Origin of the sequence: Pyruvatibacter sp. (assembly GCF_040219635.1) — a bacterium.
Taxonomy (GTDB): Bacteria; Pseudomonadota; Alphaproteobacteria; order CGMCC-115125; family CGMCC-115125; genus Pyruvatibacter.
Genome location: NZ_JAVJSC010000006.1, coordinates 78158 through 89749, shown reverse-complemented (window position 1 = coordinate 89749; position 11592 = coordinate 78158). Strand labels below are relative to the sequence as shown.

The window sequence follows — 11592 nt, the reverse complement described above, 5'->3', positions numbered from 1 at the left end:
AAAATCGGCCGCATGGGCACCTGCGAGGGCAACAACGGGTGTGCCGGTCAGCCCCACATTCGACGTCCCTGTGGCGTTCACCGTGAAGGTGCGGGCCACCTGGCCGCCGGTCACATCTGTTGATCCAAAGTCCGTGTGATCTGCCACAGATGGCGTTGCATCTCCGATCGCAATTGTCTGGCTGTTGCCGGTAATGGCAATGTCCGGTGTGCCGTTGATGCCCGTGCCCTGGATAATGAATCTGTAAAAGGCTTCATCAGCGTCGTTGTTCGGAATGTTTACGCTCACATTGGCCACCTCCTCATACGCCGGGTCGAACTGCAGCGTGAGCGTTGCGGTTGCGCCGGGCGCGACCGTCGTGTTCGATGGGTCCGATGTCTTTGACCAGAATGTCTCTCTGGGGCCAGTAATGGTGATCACACCAAGGTTCAGGTTCGCGGTGCCTGTGTTCTGGATGATGAAATTCCGCGACACCTGCCCCCCGCTCACCTCGGCCGAGCCGAAATTCGAGCCGTCTGCCACCTGCGCAAAGTTGTCGCCGTTGAGAATCGTGATGCCGTTGCCGGTGACATTGATCTCCGGTGCGCCGCCGGTGCCTGTGCCGGTAATGGCGAAGGTATAGGGGCTTTCATCCCCATCATCATTGGCGATGGAAAGCGTGGCGTTGGCAGCGCCGTTTATCAGCGGGTCAAACGCCACGGTGAATGTGGTGGAGCCGCTGGCGGCTACACTTGTCGCCGGCTGGGCGGTCACTGTAAAGCGGGCGGCGTCCGCGCCTGAGACGGACACGGCGTTGGCCCCCAGGGTCAACAGGCCCGCACCGGTGTTTTCAATGGTGAAGGTGCGCGTGCCCGCTGCCGCTGACACGCCGACACTGCCAAAATCCGTGTGGTCCGCGGTGGTGGGCGTGGCATCACCGCTGGTGATGGTCTGGCCGTTGCCGGTGACGTTGATTTCGGGCGGAACCGCCGTGCCGGTGCCCGCAATCGCAAACGTATAGGGGTTCTTGCCTGCTACGTTGTTGTCGATGGAGACGGTGGCCGTGCGCAGGCCAGCTGCTGATGGATCAAACCTCACCACAAATGTGCGCGCGAAGGTAGAGATCGTGGCGTTGGCGGGCTGAGAGGTTACAGAAAAATCGCCTGCATGCGCCCCTGAGATAGCGACAAGGGGGGTGCCGGTCAGACTTGCATTGGCCGACCCGGGGTTCGTCAGCGTGTAGGTGCGCGCCACCTGACCGCCAGTGACGCCCGTCGAGCCAAAATCCGTGTGGTCTACGACAGAAGGGTTGACATCACCCGAAGCAATCGTCTGACCGTTGCCTGTTACCGCAATGTCAGCAGTGCCATTTATGGCCGTACCTTGCAGAGCGAAGCTGTACGTACTCTCATCCGCGTCGTCGTTGAAAATGAAGAGGTCGACCCTATCAATAGACTCGAAGTCCGGATCATACCGCACAGTCACCGTGGTTGTGCCACCAGGGGCGACTGTCGTGTTCGCCGGATTGCTGGTGATCGTGAAACTACCAACACTATCAAGAGTAACCGTGCCCAAATTCAGATCGGCGCTACCGGTGTTCTGGATGACGAAGCTGCGTGACACCTGCCCACCATCAACATTGACGTTGCCAAAATCCGTCCCGTCAGCCACCTGGGGCATCGTGTCACTACTGAGAATCGTGATGCCATTGCCGGTGACGTTGATCTCCGGCGCACCGCCGGTGCCGGTGCCGGTGATGGCGAAGGTGTAGGGGTTCTCGTCGGCATCATCATTGGCGATGGAGAGCGTGGCATTGGCGGCACCGTTTATCAGCGGGTCGAACGCCACGGTGAAAGTCGTCGAGCCGCTGGCGGCAACACTTGTCGCCGGCTGGGCCGTCACAGTAAAGCGGGCGGCGTCCGCGCCGCCGACGGACACCGCATTGGCTCCAAGCGTGAGTGCACCCGCGCCGGTGTTTTCAATGGTGAAGGTGCGCGTGCCCGCTGCCGCTGACACGCCGACACTGCCAAAATCCGTGTGGTCTGCTGTGGTGGGCGTGGCATCACCGCTGGTGATGGACTGCCCGTTGCCGGTGACGTTGATTTCAGGCGGAACGGCAATGAACTGAACACTCGCCGAGGTGAGTGTGATGGTGCTTCCGTTTCTGCGAAAGACCACGTTCATCCTGCGGTCGGACGCAACGGGCGCGCCGGGGTTCGCCGAATCCCACTCAAATGTGGCCCCAAAGTCGGTGGCATCCGCATATCCGACAACCAGACAACTTCCCACCGGACCACGATTGCCGTTGCCGTCTCCAAAGTCACACACTCCGTGGCCGTTGGCAGCAACCGAGCCGACGCTGACGCCACGGGTGGCGCTTGCTGAAGTCGCGCCTCCTATCGCTTGAAATGTCAGAGCGCCAGCTTCGCCAAGCGAACCAGACACCCCATCTATGGTGCATGAGTTTGTTACCCTGCTGTATTGGACACGCCCGACTCCCCCCACAACCGGCCCACCGGTGCAGGCCACCACCTGCGCCTGGGCGGGCGTAACGGGTACTGCTGTTGCACCCATGGCGACGATCACCAGCAAAAAGACCGGTAGAGCGGCCGCAATTCCCCGTGCCGCCACCCCCCAAACTCTCCCGGCCCATTCGCCAGACGAATGACCCTCATTCATCACAGTGATACCCCAGCCACTCACACGCCTTGGAGCCGGCACACAAACCCCCTGATGCGCCTTAACTCCTTGTTAATGGGTACCTAAGCGGTTGCGCCGGGTGGTGGGAAATTCAAAGTTGCGATATGAGTCATTCAAGGGATGAATGACCGGAGACAACAATGAAGCTTGATCTCAATCTGCTGCAGATCTTCGATGCCGTGTATGAGGCTGGCGGCATCACCCCGGCGGCCAGGAAGCTGGGGCTGACCCAGCCCGCCGTGAGCAATGCGCTCAAGCGCCTGCGCGACCATTTGGACGACCCGTTGTTTGAGCGCGTCGGCAACCGGTTCGTGCCCACCGAAGAGGCGACGCGCCTCGCGCCGATCATTCATGAAGCGCTGCTGTCCATCGACAAGGGCATAGCGGCGGTGGAGCCGTTTGACCCGGCAAAGAGCACCCGCAACTTTTCAATCGTGGTGCCTGATGCCGCCGAGCCGTTGATCCTCAACAGGCTGTTGCAGCAGACGATGGATCAAAGCCCGGGCATCACCTATGACGTGAAGCCACTTTGGGGGATCGACTTCGACCAGGAGCTTCTCGACAAGAACATCGACATGGGGCTGTCGGTGTTTGCACAGCATGCCGACAAACTCAGGACGGCCTATCTGATTGACGATGAGGCCTGCATCGTCGTGCGTGCCGACCACCCGGTTTATGGCGACCGCGATGAATTCACGCTGGAGGACATGGAGAAAGTGGGGCTGATTACCATCGCACCCCAGTTGCGTGCGCTGACCCACCTCGAACACGAACTGCAAGCCCGCAACGTGAAGCGACGGTTTATCGCCATCGTGTCGCGGCTGTGGTCCATCCCTTACATTGTGGCCACCACCGACCTTGCCGGCGCCCTGTCACGGCGCATGGCAGAGACATTCGCGGACCGGATGGGCCTCAAGATATTCAGCCTGCCGCTCGACCGCCCAATGCACCAATGGTACCTGGTGTGGCACGAGGACCATGACGATGACCCGGCGCACACATGGCTGCGCACACAAATCCTCTCGATCTTTGCCAAAACAAAAGCCGCGGACACAAAATAAAGCCCACACAAGGCAACCTGATCCGGGAACAGTCGCCTGTCCGGCCCCGCCCGTCCGGCCCCGCCCTGTGCCCCGGCCTATGCCGCACCATGTGTCACGTGCTAAAAAGCAAGGTGAAAGCGCATCACATCACGCGCAACCCGAAAGCCCATAGAGGGCGACACACAGGCGGGCGACACACAGCATGAGACTTGTTAGCGACGACATTCTGACGGACACCGGCAAGGCGCGGCCGACTTTCGATGCGGTTTATCCTGAACTCCAGGGCTTTGAGCTGTGGAACCCGGCCTCGTGGACCGGCGGTCATCCGCATGATTTTTACACACAGATGCGCGAGACGGCGCCCGTCATGTGGTCCGGCGTGCGCAAGGGCGGCGACGGGTTCTGGTCGGTAAGTCGTTATGCAGACCTCAAGGCGGTTGAGCTTGCGCCGGACGTGTTTTCGTCGGAGCGCGGCAGCATCAATTTGGGTGTGGCCCCCAAGGACAAATGGAAGCCTGAAAAGCTGGTGTCCGCAGCGCTCAACGCGCTCATCAATCTGGATGCACCGCGCCACATGGAGATGCGCATTCAGCAGATGGACTTTTTCTCGCCCGCCTATGTTGCAACATTGCGCGACAAGGTGGCCGCCAAAGTGGATGCGCTGCTGGACGACATGGAAGCCCAGGGCCCCGAAGTGGATATGGTGCCGATATTCTCAGAGCAGTTGCCGCTCTACACGCTGTGCGAAATGCTGGGGGTGGACGAGGAAGACCGCCCCAAGATCCAGTACTGGATGCATTACCTTGAATTGGCCAGCCAGTATCTGACCAACCCGTGGCAGGTGATTTTGAAACAGCCGCTGTTTCCGTTCCGCTTCTTCAAGGCGGTGGAGGAAATGTTTGCGTATGGCGAGCGCATCATGGCGGACCGGCGCGCCAACCCGCGCGAAGATCTGCTGACGGCCATCGCCCACACCAAGCTCGACGGCGAGGAATTGCCCCAGGAGTTTCTGGACGGCTCATGGCTGCTGATTATTTTTGCCGGCAACGACACCAGCCGCAATTCGCTGTCGGGCACTATCCGGTTGATGACCGAGTTTCCCGATCAGCGGCAGATGGTGCTGGATGACCCGGCGCTGATCCCGCGCATGTCGCAGGAAGCACTGCGGATGATTTCCCCCGTGCGCCACATGCGCCGCACTGCGGTTCAGGAAACCGAACTCAACGGCCAGCGCATAGCGAAGGACGAAAAAGTGGTGCTGTGGTATGGCGCTGCCAACCGCGACCCGGAGGTGTTTCCCAACCCGGATACCTTCGACATGATGCGCGACAATGTGGACAAGCATCTGGCGTTCGGCCACGGCGTGCACAAATGCCTGGGCAGCCGCGTGGCACAGATGCAGCTACGGCTTTCCTACGAGCGCATGCTGGACCGGTTTCCCAACATCACCTGGACCGGCCACCAGCGCGTGGCCCCCAATGCGTTGGTTCACGCGATCTCAAGCCTCAGGGTCAATCTGTATGGCCCAGGCGGAACCCGCCCGACGCAGATTCAGGTGCGCGCGGCGGACTAGTTGATTTAAGCGGCTGCAGAAAAAGGTGCTCTCCCCTTTGCATCACTAAGCTGAGCAGGCTTGGATGATCAAAGGACTCAGCCGCCAACCGGATGAAAGTTAGGTCTCAGGTCAGGCTTGCTGGCGGGTGCGTCGCGGTCAGAAGGGCCTCCTCCGTCGTTTTCTGCGGTCTCATGAAGCCCATGGGATCGTTGGTCCAGGCAGCGAATGCGTGTGGGTCGTCGGCCGATGGTATCGCAACTTGGTACGTGAGCGGAAGAAACGCGGTCAGTGCGATGCGGTAGAGCGGTGCGGCATATTCGAAGATCGTCCGCTGCGGCGTGGGAAGAACGAGTTTGCTGCGCTCGACGTGATTGCCGTGCAGGAAGTCGTTTCGGCAATCGTAGAGCATCTGGCAGAGCCAGGACGCCAGCGTGCGCTTCTCCTTGGTCGTTTCGCCCGGGTCATACACGAGTTGGCCGCTCTCCGCCTTTGCCCAGCACGTCCGCTCAATCATCTTGATCACTTTGTCGCGGTTGGCCCGGCCGTTTTTGCCTGGATGCACGAGAATCTCGAAAGCGCTGACCCAGAGGGAAACGACCCGCCCGACGTCGTAGAACGTCGTCTCCGTCCCGGCGGGCAGGAGCGAGGCGTGATACGCCATGTTGAGCGAGCGCATCAGAGCGACATTCTCCCAGGCGGGTTCATCCATTTCGTAGCGCCGACGCCAACGCGCCATGAGTTCGGCAAGGAGTGGTTGATCGATGTCGTTTTTTCCGATTGATGTTCGAAACAGGGTTGGCGACGATTGGCCTTTGAACCGGGAAAGCTTATGCATGCCGAGTATCGCCGGTGTGCTGCCAATCACGTCCTCGTAGTGTCGGTCGAGCATCCACGGATAGATCGCGAAAGCCTCGCCGAAAAGCACGCGATGCCCAGGGGGTGTATGAGTTGCAACGCCCGGCCATGGGTGATCGTGGCGAGCGCGATGAGATCACGGAAGCTGGCAAGAGCCGTGATGTCGCGAAAGTTCGGCGGCGCATCCTTGTTCAGGAGCAAGACCGAGGGCTCGAACTTCTCTCCGAAATTATCCGCGAAGCGGTTGAGGAATCGTCTGAACGAGGGATGCGCCTTCTTGAGGGCCGTAACGCGAGGGTCATTCGCGGGCGCGAGCGCCGCGATCTCACAGCCGATGGCAGCTTCCAGCGGAATATTCGGTAGGACGAAGACCGGCGTCCAATCTGTGGCGGTCATATGCTATTCCTGTCACGCTGTCGTATGTCCTCTGGAGACATCACCAAGAGTGGCGCAATCAGCGCGTTGGTAATTTTCGTATGGTGATCCCGAAACTCTTCTGCCACAGGTTTTTGGACGTTGGGTGCGTCTAGATTGCGCCCTTGGCTGGTGTGGGCAATTGTTGCTTTTCTGATCTCTTCAATGGCCGCTACACCCAAGAAGTACGCACGCGAAAAGTGGCCGTGGTCCAAAAGCAGACGGGCCTCATTCGCCAGCGCGTCCGCATTCTGGATAGCAGCATTCCGATATGCCTCAAGAATCTGACGGGTAAATGCTACTGCCGTTCTTTTTTGGCTCATACTGAGTATTCAACAGGAGTATTCCACGGATTTCAAAAACGCTATCTATGAGGCGCGCCGGCGCAATCTAAATGGCGCGCTGTAGCGCGCCAGTTAGTTTGCGTAGCCGCGCAACATAGATCGCGCTTTTGAGATCTGTGGAAAACGTCACTCAACGGTTGGACCACCACAGACTACCTGGACAATTTTCGTGGACGAGATCATTTGGAGAGCTCGACGATAATTGGATCGAGGTCGGTCTGTGGTATCGTGGCAAGGCCCATTTGATTGAACAGGTCTTGCCCAATGCCCTGGGTTGTCATGCTTCCCGGCTTGACGTCTGTTGGGCCAAAGGCCGCCTCTCCATTGAAACTAATCAGTGACCGACTGTAGAGGTCGATACACTCATACAGGAGTTCATAGAGCGCTTTCTCGAAATTCCCGTGTCCCCGATAGTCGCTTTGCCTCAAGCCATATTGGCTGTTCAACGCCGCGATTTTTAGAATGCACAGCTGTCGATACGTCAACTGTTCCGCCGTCTTAACAATCTGGTGGGCAAGCCCCGTGCTGATTTCAGGTTCGAATGCGAGATTCGCGATCAGGAAAGCCATGTAGGGAATTTTTTGTTCTTCAGCCTCCCGCTGACATTTCAACAGCACGCTTTCCGCAACTTCGTCGGCATCGCTACGACCATTGCGCGTCGGCTGAAAGAACCCGTCTTGCCGAAGGCTTTCGCCATGATTTAGTCGGCCTTGAATTTTCGATGCGGCAATTGCAAGAGCACCACCCACCCGAACTTTTTCGCGAGATCCTAACACTCTTTCGGCTACTTCTTCACCAAGCCCGCGCAACGCGTGAGCAGCCAATGTGCCTCCAGCTCCGCCTAATGCGGCACCAACTGGGCCTGCGGCCAGAAACCCAAGTGCGCCGCCAACTGCGGTGCCGGCTATGTCGGAGCCAGCGCCAATAACTGCGCGTATTTTGTCGTCACGGCCACCTTCGTGCTCATCATCATTCTCTGCCATCGAGGGTTATCTCCTGAAATTTCAATATTCGAGCGCAATTGAGATTGTGGCCACGCAAGTCTTGCACATGATCGACTTTGGATTAACATTCGCAGACCGAAGTGGCCGCGGTCTGTCATACGGCCCCGGTGGACAGGGCAAACAGCCCAGCCCTCACGGAGGGGACGGGGCACCCCGATGCGGCCTCGCCAGGCGCCGCTGGAATACCATTCAATCACTGTTTGAGGCGCCACAACTCGCCGCCGAGAGCTTAGCAGTTCATGGGCACCAACAAGGACTATCAGCGCAGGCGACAGCTGGCGGACCTGACTTTCCCCTGCCGGCTGACATTCGACGCGCCGATCATTGCCGTCGCTCAGATGGCCGAGGAGGCGGATGCCAGCTTTGGATTCACCCACGTGCTGGAGCAGCGCATAAGCTTCTATTTTGCATCGCCAGAGCGGATGATGCGGTTCGTCGAAAAGTTCAGCCCCGACCGTGTGCCCACCAATAGCGAGATGATTGCAGCGGGTCGCGGCCGGGAGGCGAAGTCCCATTGGGTTAGCATCAAGATACCCAACTAAAACGAACAAGAATTCCCGCCAATGGCGGACCCCGGCGACCGACTCATATTGAATGATCGAGAATTGGACATGGATATGGTCCTACTGGCAGCAAAACCTCAGAGAAGTTCCCAGCCGCCCGGGAGTGTTCTGGCTGGCGCTCGACCGGCATTCTTCAGCCTATTTGCTAGCCTATCACCCAATCAAAAGATTGCTAGAAAGTTGATATGAGCAACATCAGATTGTCTAGAGCGCTATGCGCAGTGGTGGGAGAAATCCTTACAGGTTCACATGCGACGCTCGACGCACTCTTTCAGTCGTCAGGAGCTCCAGGAGACCCACCTGACCTTTCACACAATTCGAAATGGAAGGAGTGGCTTTTTAGAGCCGGTCTGGATGAAAACGTCGACAGTCTGTCTGTCTTGGGAAATGTTCTCGAGGAATTTATGGACTGCACTCCTTCCGATGATGATGCGCGTCAACAATGGGAAACTGATCGTGAGCGTGTCGTCGAAACTCTTGAGCAGAACGGCTTCCGATACTTTCAAGGTGGTCAGGTTCTTCCTAATGGAACATTGCCTGAAGAGGACGCGCCACTACCCAGCAGTACGCAACCGAAAATACGGCCGAGTTCCATTGAGGACCTGTTGCGGGTTCTGATCAACGGATTGCCTCGAGCAATGTCTCCGCTGGTGCATAGACGTAAGAATTCAATCGCGCTCTCCTTCTCGTCTGAATATGACATTCAGGACCTTTTCCATGCACTTCTTCGACCTTGGGTATCTGATATTAGGGCAGAAGAATTCACACCCAGCTATGCAGGCTCGAGCACACGCATGGACTTCCTTCTCCCAAAGCACTCACTTGTCATAGAAACAAAATTGGTGAGAGATAAGTCTCACGGGAAAAAGGTTGGAGACGAACTGATCATCGACCTCGATCACTATCGGGTCCATCCTGATTGCACACAGTTATGGTGTGTCATCTATGATCCCAATCGTTACATAGAAAATGCTGGAGGGTTGATTGAAGACCTCGAGGGAGAAAGCAAAAATAGCAAGGGTTCACTGGGCACTAAGGTCTTCGTGATTCATTAGGATGACTTACACCCCAACCCTCATCCATCATGTTTTGCGGGGACATGAGCGCATTGCGCCAGTGTCGGGAGGCACATCTTTTGGTCTGTGGTCGCGGCGGTTTCTAGTTTGCCTCTGGGCGCCGGTGCCTGCAGAACGGCTTGTTAAGAACCTCCACCGGACAAACACAACGCGTCCTGAATGCTCCGATGACGCGTAACTGCTAGAATCCCCAATTGAAAACACTGACATGCGTTCAGATCATCGCTTTATGCTGGACACTATCAGCTCTCCGACCGGCTTGCGGGCCTTGGGACTTGTGCCCACCGTGCGCGCGACACGCACCTTTTCCTGTTTGAATGCCTTGAAGACCGCGCGCGTATCCGGCGTGTCGTTGATGGATAGTATGAAGCGCCCCTTGAGCCCTGCGAGCTTTGCCGCCAGCCGTTTAAAGTCGTCCCGCGCGAATACCTTGCCATAGTCACCCTCAGCGCCCCAGTAGGGCGGGTCCAGATAAAACAGCGCGCCCGGCCGGTCGTAGCGATCGATGAACGCATCCCACGGCAGGCATTCAATGACGACACCCGACAGGCGGGTGTGCAGCTCATCGAGAACCGGGCCGAGTTTCGTAATATCAAACCGTCCCGGCCGATCCGGCGACACGCCGAAGCTGCGCCCGGCAACACGTCCACCAAACGACGTGCGCTGCAGGTACAAGAACCGAGCCGCACGCTCAAGGTCGGTCAGGGTGTCGGGGTCCGTGCTCAGCAGACGATCGAACTCAGCGCGCGTCGTCAGCTGAAAGCGCATCATCTCAATGAAGGGCACATAGTGCCGCTGCAGGATGCGAAAGAACGTGGACACGTCCTTGCTGATATCGTTGATCACCTCGGCCCTGGGCTGGGTCAGACGCTTGAGGAAAACGCCGCCCATGCCGACAAACGGCTCGGCATACAACACATGAGGAATGGCCTCGATGCGCTTCACCAGGCGGACAGACAGGTTTCTTTTGCCGCCAATATACGCAGCAGCGGGACGCGCCGGTTTCACCGGCTTTCGGTCGTGGATCGACTCCATCAACAGACTCGCTCAACATGGCCCCGCCGCGATCGCGGTGGCGGGACAGAAGGGGCGTAGCTGGCCCCGATGTGGCAGCTCCATACTGCCGGTTCGGTGTGTTGGCGCACACCGGCCCCCGTCTAAATCAACGGGAGTTTCGTAATGTCTGACCAGCCCCAGAAACCGACTGTCTCGGAAGCCCAATTCAACATCGCGCGAGGGCAGATCAGCATCATGACTCACCACGCCGGGCGGGTTATGGCCGGGACCGGCGCAACCCTTGCCCTTGTTATCGCGAACATTGGCCACTTCGCCGACCGGCCTTGGCACCCGATCCCTCTCATCCTTATCTTGATCCCTGCGGCGCTGTCGCTGCTCTTCGCCTTTCAGGCTGACACCGGGCTCCGGGGGCAAGCGGTGCTTCTCAACCTGGCTAAAAGCGGAGACACGGTGGAGCCAGCCGATGCAATGGCCGGCTGGGGCTCGCAGAGACCAAGGTTACGCAAAATGCTGAGCACCTCCGGCGTCGTCATGATGGCAAGTATTTCCAGCGCCGTGCTGTTGATCATTCTCCTCGAGATATTTGCCTAGCGCTCACGCCGGCCACAGCGTGTCGTCACGCACATCTTCAGGCAGCGGGTCCATGACCTCGATCTCGTTTGAGCGCGCGCGCACTGCTGCTACCCACGCCCAACGGGCATGCAGGTCGTCCGACAGCTGCTGTTGCTCAGCTGTCCAGTTGGCCCGGCCGACGTCGGTCAACGCGGCCGCCCGTGCCAGCATGTTGTGCTGCTCCCATTCAGGATAGCGGGCCAGAATGCGGCGGCCGGCTTCAACCTTCACAGCCATCACCTGGGCTGCGTGCAAGTGCGCTTCGCAAGCGGCCTGCACCGCTGGCCAGTCCAGCGCGCCGAAATCCACAGCGTTCCAGTTTTCAAGCCGCCCGTCGCCATCACGCGTGATCCACAGATAATCAATATCCTGCCGGATGCCGGGATGCAGTGTGGCGAGCACATCATCAATGAAATCAAACTTGTCCATG

12 protein-coding genes are annotated in these 11592 nt (G+C 58.4%); 5 read left to right on the top strand and 7 right to left on the bottom strand.

Annotated elements, in window-relative coordinates; all coding sequences use genetic code 11:
* On the bottom strand, positions 1 to 2553 hold a 2553-nt coding region (locus tag RIB87_RS11595), incomplete at its 3' end, for a beta strand repeat-containing protein (protein WP_350146777.1).
* A gap of 266 nt (positions 2554 to 2819) precedes the next feature.
* Here RIB87_RS11595 and RIB87_RS11590 point away from each other — a divergent pair.
* Both RIB87_RS11590 and RIB87_RS11585 read left to right on the top strand, forming a co-directional pair.
* Positions 2820 to 3740 carry a LysR family transcriptional regulator gene (locus tag RIB87_RS11590; protein ID WP_350146775.1) on the top strand — a complete coding sequence of 307 codons (921 nt, stop codon included), beginning with the start codon at positions 2820 to 2822 and terminating at the stop codon, positions 3738 to 3740.
* Between the two features lie 184 nt (positions 3741 to 3924).
* Positions 3925 to 5295, top strand: coding sequence for a cytochrome P450 (locus RIB87_RS11585; RefSeq protein WP_350146773.1), 1371 nt, complete (start codon positions 3925 to 3927; stop codon positions 5293 to 5295).
* Positions 5296 to 5401: 106 nt separating this feature from the next.
* Here the strand turns inward: RIB87_RS11585 and RIB87_RS11580 are convergent, their stop codons facing one another.
* The 4 genes from RIB87_RS11580 to RIB87_RS11565 form a co-directional block, all read right to left on the bottom strand.
* Positions 5402 to 6112, bottom strand: coding sequence for a hypothetical protein (locus RIB87_RS11580; RefSeq protein ID WP_350146771.1), 711 nt, complete (start codon positions 6110 to 6112; stop codon positions 5402 to 5404).
* A gap of 26 nt (positions 6113 to 6138) precedes the next feature.
* Positions 6139 to 6528 carry a hypothetical protein gene (locus RIB87_RS11575; protein ID WP_350146769.1) on the bottom strand — a complete coding sequence of 130 codons (390 nt, stop codon included), beginning with the start codon at positions 6526 to 6528 and terminating at the stop codon, positions 6139 to 6141.
* Entirely contained in the window at positions 6525 to 6869 is a 345-nt protein-coding gene (locus RIB87_RS11570; protein WP_350146766.1) for an AbiV family abortive infection protein, read from the bottom strand. Before RIB87_RS11570 ends, RIB87_RS11575 begins: the two co-directional genes overlap by 4 nt.
* 200 nt (positions 6870 to 7069) lie before the next feature.
* Positions 7070 to 7873, bottom strand: a complete 804-nt coding sequence (locus RIB87_RS11565) for a hypothetical protein (RefSeq protein WP_350146764.1) — start codon at positions 7871 to 7873, stop codon at positions 7070 to 7072.
* 260 nt (positions 7874 to 8133) lie between these two features.
* Here RIB87_RS11565 and RIB87_RS11560 point away from each other — a divergent pair, with 260 nt between their 5' ends.
* Complete coding sequence (locus RIB87_RS11560; protein WP_350146762.1) at positions 8134 to 8436, top strand: hypothetical protein; 303 nt, start codon at positions 8134 to 8136, stop codon at positions 8434 to 8436.
* 206 nt (positions 8437 to 8642) lie between these two features.
* Positions 8643 to 9512: a PD-(D/E)XK nuclease domain-containing protein gene (locus tag RIB87_RS11555; RefSeq protein WP_350146760.1), complete on the top strand. Its 870-nt coding sequence runs from the start codon at positions 8643 to 8645 to the stop codon at positions 9510 to 9512.
* Between the two features lie 240 nt (positions 9513 to 9752).
* On the opposite strand, the gene RIB87_RS11550 is transcribed toward RIB87_RS11555, so the two are convergent.
* Positions 9753 to 10568: a DNA adenine methylase gene (locus RIB87_RS11550; protein WP_350146757.1), complete on the bottom strand. Its 816-nt coding sequence runs from the start codon at positions 10566 to 10568 to the stop codon at positions 9753 to 9755.
* 144 nt (positions 10569 to 10712) lie between these two features.
* Here RIB87_RS11550 and RIB87_RS11545 point away from each other — a divergent pair, with 144 nt between their 5' ends.
* The gene (locus RIB87_RS11545) at positions 10713 to 11141 is read left to right on the top strand and encodes a hypothetical protein (RefSeq protein ID WP_350146755.1); all 429 of its coding nucleotides are present in this window, start codon (positions 10713 to 10715) and stop codon (positions 11139 to 11141) included.
* 3 nt (positions 11142 to 11144) lie between these two features.
* Here the strand turns inward: RIB87_RS11545 and RIB87_RS11540 are convergent, their stop codons facing one another.
* Positions 11145 to 11591 (bottom strand): hypothetical protein, encoded by a 447-nt coding sequence (locus tag RIB87_RS11540; RefSeq protein WP_350146753.1) that lies wholly within the window; start codon positions 11589 to 11591, stop codon positions 11145 to 11147.
* Position 11592: the final 1 nt, after the last annotated feature.